Here is a 25,930-nt window from a genome sequence, read left to right on the forward strand (position 1 = left end):
GTTCGGCCGGTTTTCCGGCTCCGAGGCGGCGGCAACCGCTGGTTGTTCCGGAGTTCGGCACGCGCGGCGGGCCGCCCCACGTCACGGCGACGGCGCTGTCGGCCGCCGTCGGTAGGCTGGGGGCATGAGCAGCGAGACCGGGCAGGCGACGAACGAGGGAGCCCTCTGGGGCGCCCGTTTCTCGGGCGGACCCTCTCCCGAGCTGGCGGCACTCAGCCGTTCGACGCACTTCGACTGGGACCTCGCCCTCTACGACATCGCCGGCTCGCACGCGCACGCCGCGGCCCTGGAGGCCGCCGGATACCTCGACGCGGCCGAGGCCGCGGCCATGCACGCGGGACTCGACGAACTCGCCGCGCGCGTGAAGGACGGCACGCTGGTCGCCGCTCCCGGCGACGAAGACGTCCACGGCGCTCTCGAGCGCGTGCTCATCGAGACCGTGGGGCCCGCGCTCGGCGGCAAGCTGCGCGCCGGCCGCAGCCGCAACGACCAGATCGCGACGCTCGTGCGTCTCTATCTGCTCGACCACGCGCGCACCCTGACCCGCGAGGTTCTGCGCCTGATCGACGCGCTCGTCGCCCAGGCCGAGGCGAACGCCGGAGCCATCATGCCCGGGCGCACACACCTCCAGCACGCGCAGCCCGTCCTCCTCGCGCACCACCTGCAGGCCTACGGCTGGGCGTTCACGCGCGGCATCGAACGCCTGCGCGACTGGTCGGTGCGGGCCTCGGTCTCGCCCTACGGCGGGGGAGCGCTCGCCGGAGCGACCCTGGGGCTCGACCCCCAGCTCGTCGCCGATCGCCTCGGTCTCGCGCGTCCGGCCGAGAACTCGCTCGACGGCACCGCCTCGCGCGACGTCGTGGCCGAGTTCGCGTTCGTCACCGCGATGATCGGCGTCGACCTCTCGCGTCTGGCCGAAGACGTGATCCTCTGGAACACCCGCGAGTTCGGCTTCGTCACGCTCGACGACTCCTACTCCACGGGCTCGAGCATCATGCCGCAGAAGAAGAACCCCGACATCGCCGAGCTCGCGCGCGGCAAGGCCGGCCGTCTGATCGGCAACCTCTCCGGTCTGCTCGCCACGCTGAAGGGTCTGCCGCTGGCGTACAACCGCGACCTGCAGGAAGACAAAGAGCCGGTCTTCGACTCGGTGCGCACGCTCGAGCTCGTGCTGCCGGCGTTCTCGGGCATGATCGCGACGCTCCGCTTCCACACCGACCGCATGGCGCAGCTCGCCCCGCAGGGCTTCTCACTCGCCACCGACGTGGCCGAGTGGCTCGTCCGTCAGGGCGTGGCGTTCCGCGACGCGCACGAGATCTCGGGCGCACTGGTGCGCGCGTGCGAGGAGCGCGAGATCGGTCTCGAAGACGCCGACGACGCCCTGTTGGCATCCGTCTCTCCGTCGCTCACGCCCGCGGTGCGCGAGGTACTGACCATCGAGGGATCGGTCTCGAGCCGGACCGGTGTCGGCGGCACGGCCCCCGAGCGGGTGCGCGAGCAGCGCGAGGAGCTGGTGTCGCGGGCTCAGTCGGCCGCGCGCACGCTGATCGGCTGATATCAGTAATTTGCTTATCAAATTAGTTTGATAAGCGATAGGCTTATGGCATGACCATCGCCGTCATCGCCGACATCGTCGCTTCTCGACAGCTCGCCGACCGGGCCGCCGCCCAGAAGCGCCTCGCCGAGACCGTCGACCGCGTGCAGCGAGACCATGCCGTGGCCGCCGTTCCGCTCTCGGCGGTCGTCGGCGACGAACTGCAGGGGGAGTTCTCCACGCTGCCCGCCGCGATGAGCTGGCTCCTGCTGTTCCGGCTCGCCCTGCCCGACGAGGTCGACTGCCGCTTCGGGATCGGTATCGGGGAGGTGCGGCCCATCGCGCTCGACGATCGCACGATCCCCGAGGGGCCCGCATGGTGGGCGGCGCGAGCCGCGATCGAACACGTCGAGCATCTGCAACAGCGCGCCGCGCCGCTCGCGCGCACGTGGATCGAGCTCGGCGAGGAGGAGGATGCCTCCATGGCCGACGCCCTCGCCCTCGCCAACGCGTACGCCCTCAGTCGCGATCAGCTCGTCTCGGCCATGAGCGAGCGGGCGCGCCGGCTCACGTACGGCCGCTGTCTCGGCCGGTCGCAGCGCCGGCTCGCCGAGAGCGAGGGCATCACGCAATCGGCGGTGTCGCAGACTCTCAGCACCGCGGGTTCCGCCGCGATCGTCGAGGGGTTCGCGGCTCTGTCGTCGGGGGTGCGCGCGTGATCGCGGCGGGGCTCCTCCTGCTCGCCGTCGGTGCGGTCGACCTGCTGCGCCAGATGGTCCGCACGCGGCGTTGGCTCGCGTTCACGCTCGCGGCGGTCGCACTGGTGGTGGTGTCGGCGGGACTGGATGCCGTGATCGCGGGGCTCCTCGCCGTCGCGGTCGCCGCCATCTGGACGTGGGTCATGCCCGAACGCGGTCCCGCTCGCGCGGGGTTGTGGCCCGTCGCCCTGCTCGGGCTGACGGCGGCGGCGTGCGTCGTGATCGCCCGTGGTCGCCCGCGCCCGGGGCCCCTCGGGGAGCTCTGGGCCACCTATCGACCGACCGACACCGTGTCGGTCGACGTCATCCTGCTCGTGATCGGCTGCCTCGTCTTCTTGCTCGAGTCGGGCAACGCCGTGGTGCGCATCGCGCTGCGCTCCGAGATGGGGGAGCGCGAAGCCGTGCAGACCCCTCCGTCGGACGCCGCGGGGTCGCCGTCGGTCGCCGACGGCGCCGCGAACGCGCCCCGCCGAGCGGACGATCCCCCGGCAGACGCGCTCCGCGTCGCCGACCGGCCCCGCCGCGCCGGAAGCGACGCGCTTCCCGCCGCGACCGAGCCCGGTGACCCGGTCTCCACGCCCAGCCCCGTGCTCAAGGGTGGTCGCCTCATCGGCCCGCTCGAGCGCATCCTCGTCTTCGTGCTGACCCTCGCCGGCGCGTACACCCTGATCGCCGCGGTGTTCGCCGCGAAGGGCATCGTCCGCTTCCCCGAGATCTCGGCCGACGGGAAGAGCGGCAACCGCGCCGAGTACTTCCTCATAGGCAGCCTGGTCAGCTGGGTGACCGCCCTCGCGGCCGCCTTCCTCGTGTGGTGGGGGGTCAATGCGGGCTGACGATCTCCGCCACCGCGGGCACGAGCCGTTGTGATCGACGCGGGCCCCGCGCCCTGGCATCCGGGGTCCGATACCCCCGCTGGTAGCCTGAACGGGTGTCTGCACCGATCGACGCGGCGCCCGTGAGCGCCCTCCAGCCCGCCAACGACCCGACTTTCGACAACGTCTGGGACGAGCTGGTCTATCGCGGACTCATCCACGTGTCGACCGACGAGACCGAGCTGCGCGAGCTCCTCGGCGGCGACCCGATCGTCTTCTACTGCGGCTTCGATCCGACCGCGCCGAGCCTGCACCTGGGCAACCTCGTGCAGCTGCTCACCATGCGTCGCCTGCAGCTCGCCGGACACCGCCCGCTCGGGCTCGTCGGCGGCTCGACCGGCCTGGTCGGCGACCCGCGCCCGACGGCCGAGCGCACGCTCAACACGCGCGAGACCGTGGCCGAGTGGGTGTCGCGCCTGCGCGCCCAGGTCGAGCGCTTCTTGAGCTTCGAGGGCGACAGCGCGGCCCGCATGGTCAACAACCTCGACTGGACGGCGCCGCTCAGCGCGATCGACTTCCTGCGCGAGATCGGCAAGCACTTCCGCGTCGGCACGATGCTGAAGAAAGACGCCGTCAGCGCGCGCCTGAACTCCGAGGCCGGTATCAGCTACACCGAGTTCAGCTACCAGATCCTGCAGGGACTCGACTACCTCGAGCTGTACCGCCAGTACGGCTGCGTGCTGCAGACCGGCGGCAGCGACCAGTGGGGGAACCTCACCAGCGGCACCGACCTGGTCCGCAAGGTCGAGGGCGCGTCGGTCCACGCGATCGGCACCCCGCTCATCACCAACAGCGACGGCACGAAGTTCGGCAAGAGCGAGGGCAACGCCATCTGGCTGGATGCCGACATGTGCAGCCCGTGGGCGATGTACCAGTTCTGGCTCAACACCGACGACCGCGACGTGATCGAGCGCCTCAAGGTGTTCACGTTCCTCACGCGCGCCGAGATCGAGGAGTACGAGGCGCTCGTCGAGGCCGAGCCGTTCCGCCGCGCGGCGCAGAAGCGCCTCGCGCGCGAGGTCGTCACGACCGTGCACGGCCCGGAGGCGACCGAGGCTGTCATCGCCGCGACCGAGGCGTTGTTCGGCCAGGGCGACGTGACCGCGCTGGATGCCGCCGTGCTCCGCACCGCGCTCGAGGAGCTGCCGCACGCCACCGTCGCCGCGGGATCCACCGTCGTCGAGGCGCTCACCGCCACGGGCCTGTCATCGAGCCTCAGCGACGCGCGCCGCGCGATCGCCCAGGGCGGAGTGACGCTCGACGGCGAGAAGGTGACCGGCGACGAGGCGATCGTCCAGGGCACCCTCCCCGGCGGCGTCTCGGTGCTGCGCCGCGGAAAGAAGACGCTCGCGGGACTCTTCCTCAGCTGACATGCCGTTCACCGTCAGCCACGCGGTCGTCGCCCTGCCCTTCGTGCGGACACCGCTGGTGCCGGCGGCGATCGCGATCGGCGCGATGACCCCCGACCTTCCGCTGTTCCTGCGCGGAATCGTGCCCCCGTACTCGGTGACCCACGATCTCGCGTGGCTGCCGGTGACGGTCGTCATGGCGTTCGCGCTGCTCCTGGTGTGGCGGTGCGTGCTGCGTCCCGCGACGCGGGAGCTGCTGCCGCGGCGCGTCGCCGAGCGCCTGCCCGAGGGATGGGATGCCGGTGCCCCCGCGGCCGCGCGCGAGACCGTCGGCGGGGGAGTCAGCGGCATCCTGTGGCTCGTCGTCTCGCTCGCGCTCGGGGCGGTCACGCACGTCGCGTGGGACTTCTTCACGCACGAGGGGCGAGCGGGCGACGCCCTGTTCCCCGCGCTCGAGCAGCAGTGGGGGCCGCTCCTGGGCGTGAAATGGCTGCAGTACGGCTCGGGGGCGTTCGGGCTGGCCGGGCTGGCGGTCTTCGGGTTGTGGTGGCTGTCGAAGCGCGCGGCGGTGCCCGTGCGGCGTGTGGTTCCGGATGCCGTCCGCGCGGCGTGGTGGCTCTCGCTTCCGGTCGCGCTGGTCGGGGCGAGCGTCGTGGCGCTCGCGGTCGAGGGAGGGTTCGGCGCGGAGTACACCCCGACCCACCTGATCTACGGCGTGCTCGTGAAGGTCGCCGCCGTGTGGGGTATCGCGACCGTGCTGCTCGCCGTTCTCGTGCAGGTGCGGCGTGCGCGGCTCGCGCGGACGGCACGCGGCTGACCCGCGGCGCGCGGTGCGCGGCCCGGGGTGCGCGGCTCACGGCGCGGGATGGGCGAGACTGCACGCGGCTGACAAGTCCACTGCAGCCTGCAGTGGGGATGTCAGCGCGTTGCAGTCTCGCGGAGCCTGGAGCCTGGAGCCCGGCTCCTGCCCGCGGGTCACGCGGGCCGCGGGGCGGGCGGCGGCTAGACTCGACGACGTTATGACGAAGGCGGGAGACTCGGTGTCGGCGAGCACGAAGGGCAGCAAGACGGGCGAAGACGAGGTCATCCTCGGCCCCACCGGTCGTCCCTACCAGGGGTTTCCCACCCCGCCGGCTCTCGACAGCCACGGTCCCGCGCGCATCATCGCGCTGTGCAACCAGAAGGGCGGCGTCGGCAAGACGACGACGACCATCAACCTCGCCGCCTCGCTCGCCGGCTACGGCCGCCGCGTGCTCGCGATCGACTTCGACCCCCAGGGCGCGCTGTCGGCGGGTCTCGGCATCCAGACCCATGACGTGCCGACGATCTACGACCTGCTGCTCGACACCAAGCGCGACCCGCGCGAGGTCATCGTGCGGACGCGTGTCGAGGGTCTCGACGTGCTGCCGGCCAACATCGACCTCTCGGCCGCCGAGGTGCATCTCGTCAACGAGGTCGCCCGCGAGACGATCCTCGCGCGCGTGCTACGCAAGGTCGCGGCCGACTACGACGTCATCCTCATCGACTGCCAGCCCTCGCTGGGCCTGCTCACCGTGAACGCGCTCACCGCCGCGCACGGCGTGCTCATCCCGCTCGAGTGCGAGTTCTTCGCCCTCCGCGGTGTCGCCCTGCTGGTCGAGACCATCGACAAGGTGCGCGACCGCCTGAACCCGGCGATCCAGCTCGACGGCGTGCTGGCCACGATGTACGACCCCCGCACGCTGCACTCGCGCGAGGTGCTCGAGCGTGTCGTCGAGGCGTTCGGCGACGACGTCCTCGAGACGGTCATCGGCCGCACGGTGAAGTTCCCGGATGCCTCGGTCTCGGGCATGCCGATCACGGAGTTCGCGCCCGAGCACGCCGCCGCCCAGGCCTACCTGCGGTTGGCGCGGGAGCTGGTCGCGCGTGGCGCCGTCGCCTGACGACACCCCCGTCGCGCCGGCATCCGCCCCCGGTGGCTTCGACGAGCTCAGCCACCTCTCCCGCGAGACTGGTGATCCCGCGACCGAGATCCCTGAGCCCGTCGAAGGGACCGACGCCGCCGGCTTCCGCGTCACCCTCCCCGTCTTCGACGGACCGTTCGACCTGCTCTTGACCCTCATCTCGCGCGCCGAGCTCGACATCACCGAGGTCGCCCTCAGCCGCGTGACCGACGAGTTCATCGCATACCTCCGCGACCTCGGTCCCGAGCAGGATCTCGATGAGGCATCCGAGTTCCTCGTCGTCGCGGCCACGCTGCTCGACATGAAGATCGTCGGTCTGCTGCCGCAGGGCGAACTCGTGGATGCCGAGTCCGTGGCGCTGCTCGAAGCGCGCGACCTGCTGTTCGCCCGCCTCCTCCAGTACCGGGCGTTCAAAGAGGTGTCGGCGTGGTTCGCGCGGTGCCTGCAGCGCGAGGATCGCCGGCACACCCGCGACGTGCGGCTCGACGAGAAGTACCGCGCAGCCGTGCCGGAGCTCGTGTGGACGCTCAGCCTCGACGACTTCGCTGCTCTCGCCGTCGTCGCGATGGCGCCCAAGCAGATCCCCACCGTCGGGCTCGACCACCTGCACGCGCCGCTCGTGAGCATCCGCGAGCAGGCCGCGATCGTCGTGACGCTGCTCCGTTCGGCGGGCACCCTGAACTTCCGCGATCTCGTCGCAGGCGTCACCGAGACCGGCGTCGTCGTCGCGCGGTTCCTCTCGATCCTCGAGCTGTACCGCCACGCGGCGCTGTCGTTCGAGCAGCTCGAGCCGCTCGGGGAGCTGACCCTGCGCTGGACCGCCGAGAGGTGGTCGGAAGAGAACCTCGCCGCCCTGGGAGCCGACTATGACCGCTGACCCCACGCGCCCGACCGACACGGGTGCGCAGAGCGCCCCGCCCGCGCCGACGAACACGGCCGCGCAGACCGCCGAGCCGGCTCCGCGGCCGAGCGATCCGGCATCCGTCGCCCGACGTCTGGAGGCGATCCTGCTCGTCGTCGACGAGCCGCAGAGCCTCGTGAGCCTGGCCGCGGCCGTCGGCGCCCCGGTGCCCGCCGTTCGTCAGGCGGTCGAGGGGCTGGTCGCCGACTACGACGGCGAGACCGGTGGGCCGGTCCGCGGCTTCGAGCTGCGCGAGGTCGGCGGCGGATGGCGGCTGTACGTGCGCGAGGAGTACGACGACGTCGTGGGCGAGTTCGTGAACACCCAGGCGCCCTCGCGGCTGTCGCAGGCGGCGCTCGAGACCCTGGCCGTCATCGCGTACAAGCAGCCCGTGACGCGCGGGCAGGTGGCATCCATCCGTGCTGTCAACGTGGACTCGGTCGTCCGGACGCTGCTCGCCCGCGGGCTCATCACCGAGGTGTTCACCGACCCCGACACGGGGGCGATCCACTATGGGACGACCGACCAGCTGCTGGTCAATCTGGGCATCAACTCGCTCGACGAGCTGCCCCACATCTCGCCGTTGCTCGACGACGGCGCCGACGGATTCGACGGAGAGGTTTTGAGATGAGTGACGCTTGGACAGGCTCAGCGACCGGGGGCTCGCGCTCGGCGAGCGGGGGCGAAGAGGGTGTCCGCCTGCAGAAGGTGCTGGCCAATGCGGGCGTGGCCTCGCGCCGCGTCTCGGAGGAGATGATCGTCGCGGGCCGCGTGCGCGTGAACGGAGTGGTCGTGACGGAGCTCGGCTCGCGCATCGATCCCGAGGTCGACCTCGTCGACGTCGACGGCACGGCGATTCAGCTCGACGCATCGAAGCGCTACGTCATCCTGAACAAGCCGACGGGCGTCGTCAGCTCGATGAGCGACGACCGCGGGCGCCCTGATCTGCGTCGCTACACGAAGGACTGGGACGAGCGCCTGTTCAACGTCGGACGACTGGATGCCGACACCTCGGGCCTTCTCGTCCTGACCAACGACGGCGACCTCGCCCACGTGCTCGCACACCCCTCGTTCGGCGTGACGAAGGTGTACATCGCGAAGGTCGAGGGGCAGGTGCTGCCCCAGACGATCCAGCGACTGATCAAAGGCGTCGAGCTCGAGGACGGACGGATCGCGGCCGACAAGGCGCGCCTTCTCGACGCGTCGCGCGGCGAGAGCCTTGTCGAACTCACGCTGCACTCGGGCAAGAACCGCATCGTCCGGCGGATGATGGCCGAGGTCGGCCACCCCGTCGTCGAGCTGGTGCGTCGGCAGTTCGGGCCCTTGCACCTGGGAACACTCCCGGTGGGCAAGGCGCGCGAGTTGACTACAGTAGAACGCGGCGCCCTGCTCACGCTGTCCCGTCGGGACGGCGACACTCCCGCGGAGTGAGCCTCCGGGGCGTCTCGCGGTGCGAGGGGCGCCGCCCAGGGCAGGAGACCCGATGAGCGAACCGAACGGAACGTCCGCGCGCGCGGCCGGTCCTTTGGCGACCCGCACGAGCGGCACCGTCCGCGTCGTCGGCTCGGGCCTGCTGGGTGCGAGCATCGGCCACGCGCTCACCGCGCGCGGGGTCGACGTCGTGCTCGTCGACGCCTCTCCCTCGCAGCTGCGCCTCGCGATCGACTACGGCGCGGGCCGCGCCGAGCGCCCCGACGACCAGCCGTCGCTGATCGTGGTCGCCACGCCGCCCGACGTGATCGCCGATGTCGTGCAGCGTGAGCTGGAGGCGTTCCCGGATGCCGTCGTCACCGACGTCGCGAGCGTGAAGCTCGAGCCGCTGCGCACCCTCCGCGAGCGCGGCGTCGACCTCACGCATTACATCGGCTCGCACCCCATGGCCGGACGCGAGCGCGGGGGAGCGATCTCGGCCCGCGCCGACATCTTCATCGGCCGCCCGTGGGTCGTGTGCCGGGATGCCGAGACCTCCGCCCATGACCTGTCGCTCGTCGAGGGGCTCGCGCTCGACCTCGGCGCGACGCTCATCGAGATGACGCCCGAGGAGCACGACGAGTCCGTCGCGCTCATGTCGCACGTGCCCCAGCTGGTCGCGAGCCTCCTCGCCGGTCGTTTCGTCGAGGCCCCCGACGGATCCCTGCGCCTCGCGGGCCAGGGCGTGCGCGACACGACGCGCATCGCGGCATCCGCTCCCGAACTGTGGGTGCAGATCCTCGGCGCGAACGCGGCGCCCGTGGTCGAGGTGCTCGACCAGCTCGCCGCCGACCTGTCCGAGGTCGCCGAGGCGCTGCGCGACCCCGACGTGCCCGGCGCGCGGCGCGCGATCGCCGACACCATCCGCCGCGGCAATGAGGGCGTGGAGCGCCTGCCCGGCAAGCACGGTCAGAACCGCCGTTTCGATACTTTCGTCGTCATGGTCGACGACACCTCCGGCCAGCTGGGTCGCCTCTTCGGCGAACTCGGCGACCTCGACGTCAACGTCGAAGACCTACGCCTCGAGCACTCGCCCGGAGCCCCGTTCGGTCTGGCGGAGATCAGCGTCGTCCCCGACGCTGTCCGCCGGGCGGTCGACGGGCTCCAGCAGCGCGGTTGGCGGATTGCGAGCACCACCCATGACTGAACCCCTCCTCAAGCCCGCCTTCGGCGCCCCCGTCGAGGGCTCGTCGGCAGGAACCCCCGTCGTCGTCGCGATCGACGGACCCGCCGGCAGCGGAAAGTCGAGCGTGTCGAAGGCTGCCGCCACGCGCCTCGGCTACGGCTTCCTCGACACCGGCGCTGCTTACCGCGCCCTCGCGTGGCACGCTCTCGAGCACGGTGTCGACACTTCCGACGCCACCGCGGTGCTCGAAGTCTTCGGCGATTTCGACTACGCGATCTCGCTCGACACGGCCGACCGCTGGGTGCGCGTCGGCCCCGTCGACGTGACCGCCGCGATCCGCGAGCCCCGGGTCACCGACGCCGTGAGCGGGGTCGCGCGCGTCGCCCCCGTGCGGCACGCGGTGACCGAGCTGTTCCGTCGGCTCGTGGCATCCGCTGCTCTTCCGGGCGTCGTGGTCGAGGGACGTGACATCACGACCGTCGTCTTCCCCGATGCGCCGGTGCGGATCCTTCTGACCGCGGCGCCCGAGGTGCGCGCCGCGCGGCGCAGCGCAGAACTCACGACACAGGATGCCGCGGCCGTCGCTGCCGCGCTGCACAAGCGAGACGCGGCCGACTCCACGGTCGTCGACTTCCTCACCGCCGCTGAAGGTGTCGAGGTCGTCGACTCGACCCACCTCGATTTCGAACAGACCGTCGATGCCGTGCTGAGCGTCGTCGACTCCACGATGGGAGCCCGCGATGGGCGTTGAAGACGAGTACGAAGGCGGGCCCGACCAGCTCGCCGAGAAGATGGCCGAGCTGGACGAGGTCCTCGCTGAACAGCGGGCCGAGGCGCTGCGCGCGGGCCTCGAGGACTTCGACCTCGACGAGGACGACGCGGCGCTCCTCGCCGGTCTCGCCTCGGGCGAGGGAGCGATCGAGTTCCTGCCGGCGCTGCCGGTGGTCGCGATCGTCGGTCGCCCCAACGTCGGCAAGTCGGCGCTGGTGAACCGCATCCTCGGGCGCCGCGAGGCCGTGGTCGAGGACACCCCCGGGGTCACGCGCGACCGCGTCACGTACAAGGCCGAGTGGCTCGACCGCCGCTTCTCGCTCGTCGACACCGGCGGGTGGGAGCCCGACGCGAAGGGCATCGACCGTTCGGTCGCCGCGCAGGCCGAGGTCGCGATCGACCTCGCCGACGTCGTGCTCTTCGTCGTGGACGCCACGGTGGGGGCGACCTCGACCGACGAGCACGTCGTGAAGCTGCTGCGCAAGAGCAAGAAGCCCGTCTTCCTCATCGCCAACAAAGTCGACGACGCCCGCCAGGAGCCCGAGGCCACGGCCCTGTGGAACCTGGGTCTCGGCGAGCCGCACCCCGTGTCGGCGATCCACGGTCGCGGTGTCGCCGACCTGCTCGACGAGCTCATGAAGGTGCTTCCCGACGTCTCGGCCGTCGCGAAGTACGAGATCGGCGGGCCGCGCCGCGTCGCGATCCTCGGTCGCCCCAACGTCGGCAAGTCGTCGCTGCTCAACAAGGCCGCGGGCGAGGAACGCGTCGTCGTGAACGAGCTCGCGGGCACCACGCGTGACCCCGTGGACGAAGTCGTCGAGCTCGGCGGCAAGCTCTGGACGCTCGTCGACACCGCCGGCATCCGTCGCCGTGTGCACCTGTCGCAGGGCGCCGACTTCTACGCGTCGCTGCGCACCTCGACGGCGCTGGAGAAGTCCGAGGTCGCCGTCGTCGTGCTCGACGTGTCGCAGCCGATCAGCGTGCAAGACCTCAACATCATCGACCTCGTGCTCGAGTCCGGGCGCGCGCTCGTGCTGGCGTTCAACAAGTGGGACCGTCTGAACGACGACGACATGGAGAACCAGGACCGTCGTCGCTACCTCGAGCGCGAGATCGAGCAAGACCTGGCGCACGTCGCGTGGGCTCCGCGCGTGAACATCTCGGCCCGCACCGGCCGTCACCTCGACAAGCTCGTGCCGGCGCTGGAGACGGCGCTGGAGTCGTGGGACACCCGCATCCCCACCGGCAAGTTCAACGCGTTCCTGTCGGAGCTCGTCGCCGAGCACCCGCACCCCTTGCGCGGTGGCAAGCAGCCCCGCATCCTGTTCGGCACGCAGGCGGCGACGCGTCCGCCGACATTCGTGCTCTTCACGACCGGGTTCCTCGACCCGGGCTACCGCCGGTTCATCCAGCGGCGCCTGCGCGAGATCTACGGCTTCGAGGGCACGCCGATCGTTCTGAACATGCGTATCCGCGAGAAGCGCCAGCGCTGAGTCGCCTCGAGAGCGCCCCGGTCACCGTCGTGGTGGCCGGGGCGTTTCGTCGTTGTTCGCGAAACAATCACGCGTTTCCTCACAGAAACCTCCCAGGAATGGATACGCTGCATCAGCGGTGGGCTACAGGGTCCGCCCGCGTGCGGCACGTCGGCCGCTGACAAGGGGGATCTCCATGACCAATCTGCAGGCCGAACCGGCACTCGATCAGCCGTACTACGGAGCGCCGTTCGGTGCGGCCGTGCGCCGCATCTTCAAGAAGTACGCGACGTTCACGGGCCGTGCGAGCCGGAGCGAGTACTGGTGGTGGATCCTCGCGAACGGCCTCGTCGTCCTCGTGCTCAACGTGCTCGCGGCCGTGACGGGCGGGGTCACCACGGGCCCGTACGGCGAGGTTCAGCTCGCCGGTGGGATCGGTGTGATCTTCGTCGTGCTGTCGGTGATCTGGGGCCTGGCCACGATCGTCCCGCACATCGCGGTTCTCGTGCGCCGCCTGCACGACACCAACCGCAGCGGCTTCTGGGCGTTCATCTACTTCGTGCCGCTCGTCGGGCCGATCATCCTCTTCGTCTTCACGCTGCTGGGCTCGAAGCCCGAGGGTGCGCGCTTCGACCGCTGACATCCTTCTTTCGCGTGCCCCGGCCCCGATTGCGGGGGTCGGGGCACGCGGCCGTTCGGGTGCCGTAGGGCCCGTGGTGCGGGGCGGGCCGTCGGGTGGAGTCGGGGGCGTTGTGGTGGCGGTGCGGGGTGGGCCGTCAGGCGGAGTCGGTGGGTGACACGCCGTTTTCCGGTGACGTGGGGTCGGCGTGTCGGCATCCGGATCCGCGTGACGGCCCGGGGGTGGCGCCGCACGGGATTGCGGCGCCATGAGTCATCGGGACGACCCGCGTCCGTCGAGGTGTGCCAGGCTGGACGGGATGACGATCGAGCCCCCTGCCGCCGGTGAGCCGCGGCGTCCGCACGGTCCCCGCGATCCCGGGGATGCGTGGGTCGTCGCGCCGACGGGGGAGAGGTACTGGGGGCGTTTCGGGGCCGCCGGTCTGCTCGCCCTCGACGCCGAGCGGGGCGTGCTGCTGCAGCACCGCGTGTCGTGGAGCCACTTCGGTGACACGTGGGCGCTCCCGGGCGGTGCGCGTCACGAGAACGAGTCGGCGCGCGACGGTGCCCTGCGCGAGTCGGGCGAAGAGGCCGGCGTGCCCGAGGACGCCGTGCAGGCGCGCTTCGAGAGCGTCCTCGATCTCGGTATCTGGACCTACACGACCCTCGTCGCCGACGTCACCTCGCCCTTCGAACCCGTGATCAGCGACCCCGAGAGCGTGGCGCTCGAGTGGGTGCCGGTCGACGAGGTCGAGTCTCGGCCCCTCCACCCGGGCTTCGCCGCGGCGTGGCCGGCCCTGCGCTCCGCGCTGTCGGTGCGTCCCGCGGTGGTGGTCGATGTCGCGAATGTCATGGGCTCGGTACCCGACGGCTGGTGGAAAGACCGCGCCGGCGCGGCCGGGCGACTGCTGACCCGCCTCTCGGCACTCGCGTCGAAGGGAATGGATGCCGAGGCCCTCGGCCTTTCCGCCACGCGCTGGTTCCCGTTCGTTGCGGCGGTGCTGGAGGGCGAGGCGCGTGCGACGGACGTCGACCACGATCTGGTCGCGGTGTGGCGGGCCAGCGGGTCGGGCGATGACGAGATCGTGCGCGTGACGTCGAAGCTCGTCGGATCGTGGGACCCGGTGATCGTGGTGACGAGCGACCGCGGGCTGACGGAACGCGTGGAGGCTCTGGGGGCATCGGTGCGTGGGACGCGGTGGTTGCTGGATCAGTTGGGCTGACGGACCCACGGGTCTCTTGGGGTTCTCGGGCTGGCCCTGTGGTCCTCGGCCCCGGTGCCTTCGTTCGGGAGTTCGGGAGCTCGGGGCGTCGGGGCGTCCGGGCGTGACCAGCGGAGGACAGGGGACCGGCGGAGGATGATCTCGCGCGGTTCGTCCTCCGCTCATCCCTCGCCCTCCGCTCGTCACCGGCGGGTGCGTGACTCCGGGGCGGTGAGCATCTCAGTCGAGGTCGCGGCCGCGAAGCTTTTCGATGTCGCGGCGGTCGCGCTTGGTCGGGCGTCCCGCGCCGCGGTCGCGAACCGGGACGAACGGCATGCTCTCGCGCGGCGGTGGCGGGGGAGTGCGGTCGTCGAGCGCCTCGGCGACGAGGGCGGCACCGACGCGCTTCGCGATCGTCTTCTTGACGACGAGGATGCGGTCGAACCCCTGGATCCGGACGCGCAACTCGTCGCCGGGTCGGACCGGCTGCGCGGCCTTGGCGCGTTCGCCGTTGACGCGGACGTGCCCCGCGCGGCACGCGGTGGTCGCCGCCGAGCGGGTCTTGTAGACCCGAACCGCCCACAGCCAGGCGTCGACGCGCGCGGTGGTCGTGGCATCCGTCATGTCAGGTCTTTCGTCGGCGAACCTCCATCGTAGGACGGGCCGTCAGTCGTGCAGGGTGAGCGCGACGAGGGCGCGGTCGGGTTTGGGGCGATCCACGACGTCGAAGCCGGCGGCCTCGAAGACCGAGACGGTGCCGCGGAAGAGCTGGTTCGACGACCTCTTCGCGGCGGCGGGGTCGAGTGGGTACCCCTCGATGACGCGCGCCCCGCCGTCGCGGGCGGCGGCGACGGCGGCATCCAGGAGCTGGCCGGTGAGCCCCCTGCCGCGGTGTTCTTCGCGGACGACGAAGCACGAGACCGCCCACACGTCGTCGGCGTCGAGCGGCTCGGTGGTGGAGGCGGTGACGTCGCGCGTGCGGGCGAGGCGCGGTTGGGCGGTGCGGGGTCCTACGCGCACCCAACCCGCGGGTTCGCCGTCGACATACGCGATGAGTCCGGGCGGGCGGCCGTCGCTGAACTCGGCGCGGAAGAGCTCGGTGCGTTCGGCGACGGATGCCTCTCTCCACGGGCCGTTGGGGAGGAGCCACCACTGGCACTGGCATTCCGGGCCGTCGCCGCTGTCGAGGGCGACCTCGGCGTCGTCGAAGCGGTCACCGGTCGCGGGGAGGATCTCGATGCTCATGCGGCGACGGTAGCGAGGGGGTCCGACACCGGCAAGGGATTGTTCGTGTCGCCCGGTCCCGCGGCTGGCGCGCGCGTCCGAGGTGGTTCGTTCTCGCATCACCGGGCCCTGCGCACACGCCCGGGCTGCGGCCGGTTCGCGGCACGGTCGCGGAGCGGCTAATATAGGGGAGTTGCCCGCTCGCGGGCGACGGGATGTGGCGCAGCTTGGTAGCGCACTTGACTGGGGGTCAAGGGGTCGCAGGTTCAAATCCTGTCATCCCGACAGTCGAGGCCCGAACTTCCGCAGGATTGCGGGGGTTCGGGCCTCTTGTCGTTTCCGTGCCTTTCCGGCCGGACAGGCTTTTCGTCGGCGCGTCGGCGTGGCGATGGTCTGAGGGTCGGGGCGCGGGAACATTGCGCCTGAAACGAAGCCGCGGCTAACTTGGGGCGGGTGCCAGAGCGGGTTTCGGAACGAGTACGGAGGCTCCTCGTGGAGCAGCCGAGCATCGACGTGCGCTTCACGGCTGCCATCGCCCCGGAGAGCTTCCACCACGCGGTTCGGCCGAGCGGTGCGGTGCTGTTCCTTCACCCGGTTCACCGAGACCTCGTGGAGCAGCTGCGCGGCGGGTGACCGAGGGTCGCGGGTCCGCGCTCAGCCGCACCGCGCCACGCCGACCCACAGGATCGTGATGGTCGTGACGCTGCGCGAGTCCGAGCTCGTCGCGCCCCACGTCGGGGTGAGGTTGGTGCGCACGCGGACCACCGAGGTTCTGCCGAACGAGAACGGGGTGTTCGCTCGGAGCTGGACGGAGCGGGCGTCCGGGCCGAGGGTGGCGATGGAGCCGCGGCCGTCGACGAGGATCTCGAAGTTGTCGGGTGTCTCGGCGTTGTAGGTCCACCCGATGGTGACGGAGCCGTCGAGGTTGTTCCGACAGGTCAGATCCGAGGGTGCTTCGGCCGTCGCCGCGCGGACGGAGCCGAGCGTCTGCGTGCGATCCGAGAAGGATGCCGCCCGAGCCGGTGAGGCTGCGGCGACGGCGGCAATCGTGAACGCCGCGACGAACGCCATCGTGCGGGATCGGCTGCGGCGGGTCTCGGCATCCTGTGACCGGGCGCTCTCGCGAGGCTCGGGGCGCGGCTCAGGGGGGTCGCCCGCGCCTCGAGCGATCGGGGGACTGAGCGCGATCGCGATCACGGCGACCAGACCGAGGACCGTCGCGGCGAGACCGACGGCGTCGCCGTCGCGGGCCTGCTGGATGGGGATGCCGATCCAGGGGACCCTGAGGGCTCCGATGCCGAGGACGTCGGATCGGAGCACGGGCGACGAGTCGGCCTCGGGGTTGGCGTCGCCTTTGGTGATCAGCTCGGCACCCTCGACGGCGAAGAGGCGGTGGAGACGGAGCCGACCGGGGTGGTCCGGGTCGTTGACGAGGACGACCTGACCGGGACGAAGCTCAGCGGGATCGAGGGGCCCGACTGACCACGAGGCGGCCTTCCGCGGAGGCGCACCCGCGCCGCTCCACCCCGACCCGCAGAACTGTCTCAGACCTCGTCTCGGCCCCCGGCCTTGACTACGACGCGGCGTCATCGTTTTGCCTGAGGGGGTACGAATTCCTCGCAGAGACAGGTGCCCTCATGACCGCACACCATTCCCGTTCGTCGTCGCCATTCTCCGGATACCTTCAGGGGCTCCGATCGAGGCCGCAGGCGTGGCGGACGATCGCCGCTGTCGTCGGGGGTCTTCTGGTCATGCTCGTCGTGCTGGGAGGACTTGCCATTCCCGCCGGCATGGCGGTGGACAGGTGGATCGGGGTCGCGCCGTTCGACCCGTCTCGACCGACATTCACGATCGGGTTCTGGGTCGCCGGCAACCTTCTGCTCGCTCTGCTGATCCCCGCCAGCATGCTGCTGCAGAAGCTCATTTACGGTGCGGCGTGGGGCACGTTGTCGTCCGTGTCCGGGCGGTTCCGCTGGTCAGTGATGGCACGGGCCGCGGCGGTGGTCGTGCCCGTATGGGGTGCGTACGCGGCGATCATCCAGCCGGTACTGGGCACCGGACAGCCCGTGTGGAGCGCTTCCCATCTTCTTCTCGGTCTGGTCGCCATCGTGACGATCCCCCTTCAGTCGGCGGGGGAGGAGTATCTGTTTCGCGGGCTGATCTTCCGCGCCGTCGGCGCGCGGTTCGTTCGCCCCGTGGTCGCATTCCTCGTCGCGACGACGATCACCGCCGTCCAGTTCGGCGTGATTCACGGATCGGCTGATCCCTGGGCCGTTGCGTATTACATCGTCATCGGGATCAGCTTCGCGGTTCTCGCCGAGCGCACCGGGGGATTGGAGGTTCCTGTGCTCATCCACGCGGTCAACAACACGCTGCTGCTGGTGCCGGTCATTCTCGCGGGCGAGCTTGCATCCGTTTCGACCCCGTCCGGCCCGATCCTCATCGTGCCCGTGCTCCTGGTCGTCACCCTCACTCTCGTACTCTGGAGGATCACCCCGTGGCTCCAGGCACGGGTACCTCGGCGGACGGAGGCGATGACGTGAGAAGCCGCGATCTCGCTCGACTCGCGGGCGTTTCGGTACGAACATTGCGCCACTACCATCAGATCGGGGTGCTCCCCGAGCCGCCTCGGTCGGCGAACGGCTACCGCAGCTACGCGGCATCCGATCTCATCCGGGTTCTGCGGGTCAGGCGTCTCACCGATCTGGGAATGCCGCTTTCGCGGATCGATCCCCTCATGGACATCGACGCCGAGCTCGCTTTGTTGGATGACGACTACGCCCGGCAGATCGAGCATCTCCGACGACGTCGCGAAGCGATCCGCGCCCTGCGCCAGCGAGACACCCCCGTCGACACCCCCGCCTTCGCGCGGGAGTATCTCGCGGTGGTGGGTGGGCGGCGTGAGCTCCCGACGCCGTCGGTGGAGATCGAGCGGGACGCGGCTCTCCTCCTCGAGTCGATCCTCGACCCGGCGTCGATATCACGACTCACTGCGCTTCGTCAGGATGAGATCGAGCGATTGGCGGACGTGTCGGCCGCTCTTCTCGACCTCGACGAGGATGCCTCTCGCGAGCACCTCGACACGGTCGTGGACGCGCTCGTATCCGTGCTCCGCCAGGTGACGCCTCTGCTCTTGGCCTCACGGCCCACTCCGGATGTCGCGCGATCGTTCGACGTCTACGTCGACGACCAGCTTCCGCCCGTCCAGCGCGAGACGGTACGCCGCGCGGTGAGGCGATTGCGGGACTGAGGAGAGCGGTGATCGAGGCGACGAGCTATGCGGGTCGACGACCGCACGCTCGAAGCCGGTGTGGCGCGTCCTGGTCTCGCGGCCTCAGGCGCACCGCGCCACGCCGACCCACAGGATCGTGATGGTCGTGACGCTGCGCGAGTCCGAGCTCGTCGCGCCCCACGTCGGGGTGAGGTTGGTGCGCACGCGGACCACCGAGGTTCTGCCGAACGAGAACGGGGTGTTCGCTCGGAGTTGGACGGAGCGGGCGTCCGGGCCGAGGGTGGCGATCGAGCCGCGGCCGTCGACGATGATCTCGAAGTTGACGGGCGTCTCGGCGTCGTAGGCCCAGCCGATGGTCACCGAGCCGTCCAGATTGTTCTGACATGTGAGGTCCGACGGCGCTTCGGCTGTCGCCGCGCGGACGGAGCCCAGGGTCTGGGTGCGGTCGGAGAAGGCGGCCGCGTGCGCGGGCGAGACTGCGGCGACCGCGGCGACCGTGAACGCCGCGATGAAGGCCACCGTCCGCGATCCGGCACGGCGGGTCCCGGCATCCGGTGACCGTTCGCTGTCGCGCACCTCGGGGCGCGGCGCGGGGGGATCGTCGTCGTTCCGTGCGGTCGGACGAGCGAGAGCGAGCACGATGACGGCGACGAGCCCCAGGACCGTCGAGGCGAGGGCGACAGCGTCACCGTCGCGAGCCTGCTGGATCGGGATGCCGATCCAGGGAACGCGGAGGACTCCGATGCCGAGAACGTCGGAGCGGAGCACCGGCGACGAGTCGGCTTCGGGGTTGGCGTCGCCTTTCGTCGTGAGTTCTGCGCCCTCGACGGCGTACAGACGGTGGAGGCGGAGCCGCCCGGGGCGGTCCGGATCGTGGACGAGGGCGACCTGACCGGGGCGCAGTTCGGCGGGGTCGATGGGGCGGCTGACGACGAGGTCGCCGGTCTGAATGACCGGTTCCATCGAGCCGGTCATGACCGTGGTCGTCTGCCATCCGATCGCGAGCGGCGCGACCGCCCAGAATGTCATGCCGAAGACGACGGCGAGGGCGGCCCGTGCGGCGATGACAGCGCAGAAGCGGAGCCAAGCCCATAACGGGCGGGCGGGATCCGTGACGGATGACCCGCCCGCGCCGTCTCTGGAGCGACTCCTCAGCTCACTGATTTTGCGCTTCCCAGGTGAAGTTGACGTTCGCGGTGGCGCCCATGATCGACGAGGGGGCGTTCGCCGAGACCGAGTACGTGATCTGGAACGTGCGTGTCTCGGGGGAGTCGCCGCCCGCGGGAGCCCAGTTCCCCACACCGCTGCCGTAGTCCGTGGCGTCGTTCACGAACGAGGTGAGCGTGTTGTCGTAGACGGACGCGCCGGAGGAGATCGGCGAGAAGCCGTTGCAGCTGCCGTTGCCGCCGCCGGTACCCTGGGTGACCGTCAGATTCAGCCAGTCGCCGATCCCCTGGCTCTGGGAGGCATCCGTCGCGTACAGCTTGACCGCGGCCGGCAGGGTGCCGGTGGAGGTGACGGCGACACAGGTGGTGCCCGTCGACCCTGGCTTCAGGTTCGTCGCGTCGAACGCCGCGCTGTTGGGCGAGCTGTTGGTGAGGCCGACCGAACCGGCCGACCAGTTGTTCGACGGGTTCGAGGTCGTCGCCGAGAAGGCGGAGTACGACGCGGTGGAGACCAGCGCTCCCGCGGCGATGAGCGAGAGGGGGATCACGGCGATCGTGGCGATCTTGCCGAGGCGGCGCGAGGGCGTGGCGGGGATTTTTCGCATGACGAAGACTCCTTGAACGGGGAGGGCGAGTGGGATGAAGGACGTACGGCAGGCGGGGTGATTCTTCAAACACGGGCGGCCGAGGCTGCCGGGAACTGCTCTCTGAGCACTTCAAAAAGTGCCTAGCTGGACTATAAGTACGGCAAACTAGTTACTCAAAATATGAGACAGAGTGTGGACTATTCTTGGTCCATGGGGTATGAGCAGAATCCCGCGAGGGAATCGCTCCCCTCCGCGAGTCCGGACGAGATCGTCGCAGCGTGGTACCGGATGCAGGTGCAGAACGCCCATCTCCTTCAGCGTCTGGCGCTGGAGCACGAACTCAATCCGATCGATCTCCGGGCTCTGAAGTTCCTCGGCATGGATGACGCACCACGAACGCCCAAGGACCTCGCCCGTTTCCTCCAGGCCGGCAGTAGCCTCGCGAGCGCCGTGATCGAACGGTTGGAGTTGCGACACTTCGTCCGACGCGAACCGAACCCCCGGGATCGTCGCAGCACCCTTCTGCAGCTCGAAGACGGGGGTCGTGCCGTGGTGGATCAGCTGCGCCGCTTGTACGGCCGAGCGCTGTCGGGATTGTTCGGCCACCCCGACCAGGACGCGATCCTCACCGCCACGCAGCAGATCGAAGAGGGGCTGCGCGAAGCCGCCTCGTACTGACCGCACCGCTCGTCGGCGCGTCAGCTGTACGAGCGCACGAGCACCAGCGCCCGCTCCGCGACCCCGGCCTCGCGCACGGCGAGCGCATCGATCACGGCACTCATCCGGTCGACGCGCTGCCGCCACTCCGGGCCCCGCTGCTCGCGGCGGGGCAGGGCCTCGAGGGCCTGCACCTCGCGCCAGGCGGTGAACAGGACCGTCTCGTAGAGCTGCTGATCCGCCTCGGCCGCTCGTCCCCGGTGACCGTCGGCCGTGCCCAGGACGGCGACGGCATCCAGTCTCGACAGGTCGAGGCCCATCGCGAGCGCGTTGAGCTTGGCGCGCAGCTCGCGCAGCTGAGCGCGCGTCCGGCGGGATCCGGCGCCGCGCAGGAGCAGCTGGGCGAGCGACCACACGATCATCGCGAGCGTCTGGACGCCGGTCCACGTCGCGAGCGCGACGACCCAGAACAGCGTCGCGGGGGAGAGGGAGCTGACGCGGAGGTCGTTGTACTCCAACTGGCGGCCGAGTTTGATCATCTCGGATGCCACGACCCACCCCGCGGGATTCGCCCAGTCCTCGCCGGGTTCGTTCGTGAAGCGGGGCTCCGTCGCGAGGAAGTCGTAGGCTCCGAGTCGGCTCTCCGTCCCGGTGCTGAGCGTTCCCGTCAGGGGTAGGCCGACGCCGTACGAGCCGTCGTCCCGGATCCAGAAGGGGAGGATCGCGTGTCCCGCTCGCACGTCGCCGGTCGCCGGGTCGAGCGTTCCCGGCACGGCGGCCTCGACCTCCGTCTTGATGCGCGCGTAGGCCTCCAGCACCTCGAAGTAGTCGAGCTTCACGCCTCCCTCGACCTCGGGGTTCGAGCGAACCGTGACGTAGTCGTCGATCGGGAGCAGGGGAACGACCAGGTCGATCCGCTCCGGAAGCAGTGCGTCGTCGTCGCTGCGCTGTGCCGTGCGCTCCATGGCATCCCGAACGAAATCCAGCGACAGCGTCTCGATGTTGGGGGCTTCGCGTTCGGCATCCTCGGGGTTGTTGTAGGTCGGCAGGAGGGTGGGGTCGCCGACGACCTCCAGGCTGGCGAGGGGGACGTCGCCGGTCAGCTCGCGTCCGTAGGTGGCATCGCTGCGTTCCATGGCGGACATCGCCACGAAGCCGGCGATGAGGGCGGCCACCAGGGGGATCCCGGCGATCGTGAGAGGGGTGAAGTCCGGTGCGAGCTTGTCGACCCGGATGCCGGATCCCGATCTCCGCGGGGGAGTGGTGCCGCTTCTCGCGGCGTCGAGAGCGTCCGCGATGAGCAGGATCCGTTCGGCGTGATGCGCCGGCGGGAGGCCCTTGCGCGGGGTCAGGTCGAGAGAGGAGCGGAGCTCGTCGAGCGTCTCGGCTGCGCCTCCCGTGGCGATGCGCGCCCGGTCCTCGAGGCGTCGATCCAGCGCCCCGGCGGCGATGTGCGAGGTCGTGCCGCGCGGGATCTTCTTCTCGAGACGGTTCTCGATCCTCGCCAGCGTGACGGAGAGGCGGCGTTCGGCTTCGCGCCACCTGGTCATCAGGTCGATGTGGCGCACGACGACCTCGGGGCCGTTGTCGTCGCCGAACGTCGTGTCGGCCTCGCGGACGAGAGCGAGGAGGTCGCGCCGCTGGCGGCCGAGGCTCTCGATCTCCTTCTCGGAGAGGAGCTCCGGGCGGGCGAGGACATCGTCGACCGCGAGTGTGGAGGTCAGGGCGATCCGTCCGAGGATCGTGCCGCCGGCGGCGTGCCCGACACGCAGCGACGAGGCAGCGACGAGTGCATCGGCGCGACGGCGGAGAGCCGCCGTGCGCTTCGCGAACTCCGCGAGATCCAGCGGCGTCTCGGGAGCGCCGCGCTCGTGCACGCGGGTCCACGGGTCGAGCAGCTCGCGCGTGAGGACCTGCTCCTCGTGGGCGAGCTTCAGGCTCTCCTTGCGGATCGCCGCCCAGTCCTTGCGGAGCTTCTCCTTGACGTCCTTCGCGACGTTCCGGGCGCGAGCGTCGGCACCGCGATCGAGTTCGGCGCCGGCGATGTCGACGTGCGCCTCGAGGATGTCGAGTTCGAGGACGACGCGGGCGAGCTCGAGCCGCGCCCGCGAGAAGGTGCGCCGCCGGTTGCGCTCTCGTGCGAGATAGCGCGCCCAGAGCACCATCATGAACAGTCCGACGAGCAGCGGAAGTGCAGCGAGGGAGACCCAGAGCACCGGCGACCGGGGGCCGCCGTCGAACGCCCGCGACGCCGCCGTGAGTGCTGCGCCGACGACGGCGCCCGGGCCCTGGCCCTGCGTCAGGTTGTTGAGGAAGGCCTCGCGGATGTCGACGGCCGCCGAGTAGTTCGGGTTCCAGTCATCTCCCTCGAGGCGTTTCGCCACCGAGGCGCGAGAGACATCGGGCAGGACGAGGTCGGGATCGTCGGGATCGATCCCCACCGACACCATGACGTCGGCGCCGCGAGGGAGCTCGCCGTTCTCGTACTCGTCCCACGTGAGCTCGCGCTCGACGACCAGCACCGTGAACGGCTCGTAGCTCAGAGCGCGGCCCCGGGCCGCGGCATCCACGGTCTCCTGGGTGATCCCGTACGGGAGATCACCCTCGACGAGGAAGGTGATCGGCTTGTCGGGCTGGGCGAGGATGTGCGCCTGCGCGACCTGGGCGAGCCCCGCTGACAGCGCGGCGAGGGCGACCGCGACGACGGGCACCATCCATTTCGAGCGGTACAGGGCGTTCTTGCGTCGACCTTTGTCCCCCATATGTCGATGCTATGCGGAGCTCCAAACCGGTACCGGGGTTGGCGCGTCCGCTCAGAAGCCGATCACCGTGGCCCCCTCGCGCGAGTAACGCAGGAAGGCGTCGCGCGCGATCACGAGCCCCAGCCCGCGCGCGCGCAGTGCGTCTTCGAGGCCGTCGGCCCGCGCGAGCGTGATGCACGCGCCCACGGGGATTCCGGCGGCGAGCAGTTCGTCGATCTGCTCGTTGAAGCGGCGGTCGAGGTCGGTGTCGGTGCGCCCGAGGCGACGCTGAGCGGCGCCGAACACGAAGACCTCGAGGGGCGGATCGTCGGGGCGCGCGGTCTCGGCCATGCGGCGGGGGAGCCGGCTGCCGATCAGGAGCGAGTCGGGGTCGTCGTGGAAGAGGTGGACGACGGTCATCACGATCCGACCACCTCCCGCGACGCCGCCACCGCGTTCGCGGCGCGGACCACGGCGTCCACCGAGGCGGTGAGCACGGAGCCGTTCCGCCCCGCGACCCACGCGGGGCCGTCGGGGCCGCGGTACTCGAGAAGCGTGAGGGCCTCGGCATCCGCTCCCGCCCGCAGCGAGCTCTGGTGAAGCGACAGGATCTCGAGCGCGATGCCGCCGCGGTCCAGAGCGCCGACGAGCGCGTCGACCGGCCCCGTCTCGGAGGAGCCTCGATGCTCGATGTCGTCGACCTCGACCGCCACCTCTGCGCCCGCATCGACCCGCAGCGACGTCACCCGCACGGCGTCGTCGGGGCCGGACAGGTACGCCTCGGCGAAGATCGCCCAGATGTCGTCGGCCCTGGCCTCGTCGCCCGTGCGGTCGGTGTGCCGCTGCACCTGGCGGGACAGGTCGATCTGCAGGCGGCGGGGGAGCTCCAGACCGTACGCCGTCTCGAGCAGGTACGCGATACCGCCCTTGCCGGACTGGGAGTTGACGCGGATCACGGCGTCGTAGGTGCGACCGATGTCCGCCGGGTCGATCGGCAGGTAGGGCACGCGCCACGCGATCTCGCGCTCGTCGCGACCCTCGGCGAGGGCCCGGTCGCGGTGTTCGGCGAAGCCCTTGCGGATGGCATCCTGATGCGTTCCGCTGAAGGCGGTGTGCACGAGGTCTCCGACATACGGATGCCGGGGCGAGAGCTCGAGTCTGTTGCAGTGCTCCACGACCCGGCGGATTCCGTCGATGTCGGAGAAGTCGATCATCGGATCCACGCCCTGCGCGTGCAGGTTCAGCGCGAGGGTCGCGAGGTCGACGTTGCCGGTGCGCTCGCCGTTGCCGAAGATGCAGCCCTCCACCCGCTGTGCGCCGGCGAGCACGGCCAGTTCGGCGCACGCGACGCCCGTGCCGCGGTCGTTGTGCGGATGCACGGAGAGGATCACGGCATCCCGACGGGCGAGGTGGGTGTGCATGTACTCGATCTGGTCGGCGTACACGTTCGGGGTGGCGATCTCGACCGTGGCCGGCAGATTCAGGATGACGGGACGCTCGGGCGTGGCATCCCACAGCTCCGTCATCGCGTCGCAGATCTCGAGGACGTAGTCGGGCTCGGTCAGGTTGAACACCTCGGGCGAGAACTCGAACCGCACGTTCGGGAGGTGCCCCGCGAGCTCCCAGACGTCGCGGCCCCCGGCGAGGATGAGCTCGCGCAGCTCGTCGCGGTCCTTGCCGAGCACGATCTCGCGCCAGGTCGGAGCCGTCGCGGTGTACAGGTGAATGACGACGTCGTTCCGGATGCCGCTGATCGAGGCGACCGTGCGTTCGATGAGGTCGCGGCGCGCCGGGGTGAAGACGACGATCGTGACGTCGTTAGGGGCGATGTCGCTCTCGGCGATGAGTCGGACGAAGTCGAAGTCGGTCTGCGAGGCGGAGGGGTAGCCCACCTCGATCTCGGTGTAGCCCATCCGGACCATGAGATCGAAGAAGAGGCGCTTGCGCTCGGGGTCCATGGGTTCGGCGAGCGCCTGGTTGCCGTCGCGCAGGTCGACGGGGACCCAGAGCGGTGCCTTGGTGATGCGGCGCGTCGGCCATCGCCGTTCGGCGTCGGCCAGGGGCACGTCGACGCGCGAGAAGACGTCGGTGTAGCGGTGAGAGGGCATGCGCGAGGGGCGCTGCCTGTTCCAGGTGGTCATGTTTCTCGGTTCCTCGGGGTGTCGCGGGGGCGACCGGCGCAGCGTGCGGCTCCACGACGGGGAGCCGGTCTGGTCAGGCCCCGTCGTGGCGACGAAGAAGGAGGAATCCGCGGAAGGACATGGGGGAGACGCTAGCATAAGTCCTCAGACAAGTTGAGGAGTCAGG

26 protein-coding genes and 1 tRNA gene are annotated in these 25,930 nt (G+C 70.4%); 19 read left to right on the forward strand and 8 right to left on the reverse strand.

Features of this window, described 5'->3' with window-relative positions; genetic code table 11:
• Positions 1–124: 124 nt before the first annotated feature.
• The 14 genes from argH (at position 125) to ACMW4R_RS09710 (ending at position 14,037) form a co-directional block, all read left to right on the forward strand.
• Complete coding sequence (gene argH / locus ACMW4R_RS09645; RefSeq protein ID WP_418299768.1) at positions 125–1,555, forward strand: argininosuccinate lyase; 1,431 nt, start codon at positions 125–127, stop codon at positions 1,553–1,555.
• Positions 1,556–1,605: 50 nt separating this feature from the next.
• Positions 1,606–2,253, forward strand: a complete 648-nt coding sequence (locus ACMW4R_RS09650; protein WP_418299769.1) for a SatD family protein — start codon at positions 1,606–1,608, stop codon at positions 2,251–2,253.
• Positions 2,250–3,125 (forward strand): hypothetical protein, encoded by an 876-nt coding sequence (locus tag ACMW4R_RS09655; protein ID WP_418299770.1) that lies wholly within the window; start codon positions 2,250–2,252, stop codon positions 3,123–3,125. Before ACMW4R_RS09650 ends, ACMW4R_RS09655 begins: the two co-directional genes overlap by 4 nt.
• A 95-nt stretch (positions 3,126–3,220) precedes the next feature.
• The gene (tyrS, locus tag ACMW4R_RS09660) at positions 3,221–4,534 is read left to right on the forward strand and encodes a tyrosine--tRNA ligase (protein WP_058614980.1); all 1,314 of its coding nucleotides are present in this window, start codon (positions 3,221–3,223) and stop codon (positions 4,532–4,534) included.
• Position 4,535: 1 nt separating this feature from the next.
• Positions 4,536–5,330 carry a DUF4184 family protein gene (locus ACMW4R_RS09665; protein ID WP_418299771.1) on the forward strand — a complete coding sequence of 265 codons (795 nt, stop codon included), beginning with the start codon at positions 4,536–4,538 and terminating at the stop codon, positions 5,328–5,330.
• 202 nt (positions 5,331–5,532) lie between these two features.
• Complete coding sequence (locus tag ACMW4R_RS09670; RefSeq protein WP_058626612.1) at positions 5,533–6,435, forward strand: ParA family protein; 903 nt, start codon at positions 5,533–5,535, stop codon at positions 6,433–6,435.
• On the forward strand, positions 6,419–7,333 hold the full coding sequence (locus ACMW4R_RS09675) for a segregation and condensation protein A (protein ID WP_418299772.1): 915 nt from the start codon (positions 6,419–6,421) through the stop codon (positions 7,331–7,333). Before ACMW4R_RS09670 ends, ACMW4R_RS09675 begins: the two co-directional genes overlap by 17 nt.
• Positions 7,323–7,988, forward strand: a complete 666-nt coding sequence (gene scpB / locus ACMW4R_RS09680) for an SMC-Scp complex subunit ScpB (protein WP_418299773.1) — start codon at positions 7,323–7,325, stop codon at positions 7,986–7,988. Before ACMW4R_RS09675 ends, scpB begins: the two co-directional genes overlap by 11 nt.
• On the forward strand, positions 7,985–8,788 hold the full coding sequence (locus ACMW4R_RS09685; protein ID WP_418299774.1) for a pseudouridine synthase: 804 nt from the start codon (positions 7,985–7,987) through the stop codon (positions 8,786–8,788). Before scpB ends, ACMW4R_RS09685 begins: the two co-directional genes overlap by 4 nt.
• Before the next feature lie 52 nt (positions 8,789–8,840).
• Entirely contained in the window at positions 8,841–9,974 is a 1,134-nt protein-coding gene (locus tag ACMW4R_RS09690) for a prephenate dehydrogenase (RefSeq protein WP_058628656.1), read from the forward strand.
• Positions 9,967–10,704: a (d)CMP kinase gene (cmk, locus tag ACMW4R_RS09695; RefSeq protein ID WP_418299775.1), complete on the forward strand. Its 738-nt coding sequence runs from the start codon at positions 9,967–9,969 to the stop codon at positions 10,702–10,704. Before ACMW4R_RS09690 ends, cmk begins: the two co-directional genes overlap by 8 nt.
• Complete coding sequence (gene der / locus ACMW4R_RS09700; RefSeq protein WP_058594874.1) at positions 10,694–12,217, forward strand: ribosome biogenesis GTPase Der; 1,524 nt, start codon at positions 10,694–10,696, stop codon at positions 12,215–12,217. The genes cmk and der overlap by 11 nt, the downstream gene beginning before the upstream one ends.
• 175 nt (positions 12,218–12,392) lie before the next feature.
• Positions 12,393–12,836: a DUF805 domain-containing protein gene (locus ACMW4R_RS09705; protein WP_058594873.1), complete on the forward strand. Its 444-nt coding sequence runs from the start codon at positions 12,393–12,395 to the stop codon at positions 12,834–12,836.
• Positions 12,837–13,134: 298 nt separating this feature from the next.
• Positions 13,135–14,037 carry an NUDIX domain-containing protein gene (locus tag ACMW4R_RS09710; protein ID WP_418299776.1) on the forward strand — a complete coding sequence of 301 codons (903 nt, stop codon included), beginning with the start codon at positions 13,135–13,137 and terminating at the stop codon, positions 14,035–14,037.
• 219 nt (positions 14,038–14,256) lie between these two features.
• Here ACMW4R_RS09710 and ACMW4R_RS09715 read toward each other — a convergent pair whose 3' ends face one another.
• Entirely contained in the window at positions 14,257–14,640 is a 384-nt protein-coding gene (locus tag ACMW4R_RS09715; protein WP_058594871.1) for an RNA-binding S4 domain-containing protein, read from the reverse strand.
• A gap of 42 nt (positions 14,641–14,682) precedes the next feature.
• Positions 14,683–15,261 (reverse strand): GNAT family N-acetyltransferase, encoded by a 579-nt coding sequence (locus ACMW4R_RS09720; RefSeq protein WP_058594870.1) that lies wholly within the window; start codon positions 15,259–15,261, stop codon positions 14,683–14,685.
• 190 nt (positions 15,262–15,451) lie between these two features.
• Between ACMW4R_RS09720 and ACMW4R_RS09725 the strand changes: the two genes are divergently transcribed.
• Both ACMW4R_RS09725 and ACMW4R_RS09730 read left to right on the forward strand, forming a co-directional pair.
• A tRNA-Pro gene (locus tag ACMW4R_RS09725) sits at positions 15,452–15,525 on the forward strand.
• A 207-nt stretch (positions 15,526–15,732) separates the two neighbouring features.
• Positions 15,733–15,873, forward strand: a complete 141-nt coding sequence (locus ACMW4R_RS09730) for a chemotaxis protein CheY (RefSeq protein WP_241490475.1) — start codon at positions 15,733–15,735, stop codon at positions 15,871–15,873.
• Positions 15,874–15,894: 21 nt separating this feature from the next.
• Here the strand turns inward: ACMW4R_RS09730 and ACMW4R_RS09735 are convergent, their stop codons facing one another.
• Positions 15,895–16,830: a hypothetical protein gene (locus tag ACMW4R_RS09735; RefSeq protein WP_418299777.1), complete on the reverse strand. Its 936-nt coding sequence runs from the start codon at positions 16,828–16,830 to the stop codon at positions 15,895–15,897.
• A 47-nt stretch (positions 16,831–16,877) separates the two neighbouring features.
• Here ACMW4R_RS09735 and ACMW4R_RS09740 point away from each other — a divergent pair, with 47 nt between their 5' ends.
• The gene (locus ACMW4R_RS09740; RefSeq protein ID WP_081318435.1) at positions 16,878–17,783 is read left to right on the forward strand and encodes a CPBP family intramembrane glutamic endopeptidase; all 906 of its coding nucleotides are present in this window, start codon (positions 16,878–16,880) and stop codon (positions 17,781–17,783) included.
• Positions 17,780–18,490 (forward strand): MerR family transcriptional regulator, encoded by a 711-nt coding sequence (locus ACMW4R_RS09745; RefSeq protein WP_193751269.1) that lies wholly within the window; start codon positions 17,780–17,782, stop codon positions 18,488–18,490. Before ACMW4R_RS09740 ends, ACMW4R_RS09745 begins: the two co-directional genes overlap by 4 nt.
• An 84-nt stretch (positions 18,491–18,574) precedes the next feature.
• Here the strand turns inward: ACMW4R_RS09745 and ACMW4R_RS09750 are convergent, their stop codons facing one another.
• Positions 18,575–19,501 carry a signal peptidase I gene (locus tag ACMW4R_RS09750; RefSeq protein WP_418299778.1) on the reverse strand — a complete coding sequence of 309 codons (927 nt, stop codon included), beginning with the start codon at positions 19,499–19,501 and terminating at the stop codon, positions 18,575–18,577.
• Between the two features lie 127 nt (positions 19,502–19,628).
• Positions 19,629–20,243 carry a hypothetical protein gene (locus tag ACMW4R_RS09755; RefSeq protein ID WP_058614554.1) on the reverse strand — a complete coding sequence of 205 codons (615 nt, stop codon included), beginning with the start codon at positions 20,241–20,243 and terminating at the stop codon, positions 19,629–19,631.
• A 192-nt stretch (positions 20,244–20,435) separates the two neighbouring features.
• Here ACMW4R_RS09755 and ACMW4R_RS09760 point away from each other — a divergent pair, with 192 nt between their 5' ends.
• Positions 20,436–20,903: a MarR family winged helix-turn-helix transcriptional regulator gene (locus ACMW4R_RS09760; protein WP_418299779.1), complete on the forward strand. Its 468-nt coding sequence runs from the start codon at positions 20,436–20,438 to the stop codon at positions 20,901–20,903.
• A gap of 20 nt (positions 20,904–20,923) precedes the next feature.
• On the opposite strand, the gene ACMW4R_RS09765 is transcribed toward ACMW4R_RS09760, so the two are convergent.
• Genes ACMW4R_RS09765 through ACMW4R_RS09775 form a run of 3 tightly spaced genes read right to left on the reverse strand, consistent with a single transcriptional unit; the run spans position 20,924 to position 25,764 of the window.
• Positions 20,924–23,644 carry a hypothetical protein gene (locus ACMW4R_RS09765; RefSeq protein WP_418299780.1) on the reverse strand — a complete coding sequence of 907 codons (2,721 nt, stop codon included), beginning with the start codon at positions 23,642–23,644 and terminating at the stop codon, positions 20,924–20,926.
• A 51-nt stretch (positions 23,645–23,695) separates the two neighbouring features.
• The gene (locus ACMW4R_RS09770; protein WP_058627013.1) at positions 23,696–24,043 is read right to left on the reverse strand and encodes a hypothetical protein; all 348 of its coding nucleotides are present in this window, start codon (positions 24,041–24,043) and stop codon (positions 23,696–23,698) included.
• The gene (locus ACMW4R_RS09775; RefSeq protein ID WP_418299781.1) at positions 24,043–25,764 is read right to left on the reverse strand and encodes a 2-isopropylmalate synthase; all 1,722 of its coding nucleotides are present in this window, start codon (positions 25,762–25,764) and stop codon (positions 24,043–24,045) included. Before ACMW4R_RS09775 ends, ACMW4R_RS09770 begins: the two co-directional genes overlap by 1 nt.
• Positions 25,765–25,930 lie beyond the last annotated feature (166 nt).

Source organism: Microbacterium sp. S1037, assembly GCF_048381605.1.
Classification (GTDB): domain Bacteria; phylum Actinomycetota; class Actinomycetes; order Actinomycetales; family Microbacteriaceae; genus Microbacterium; species Microbacterium testaceum_B.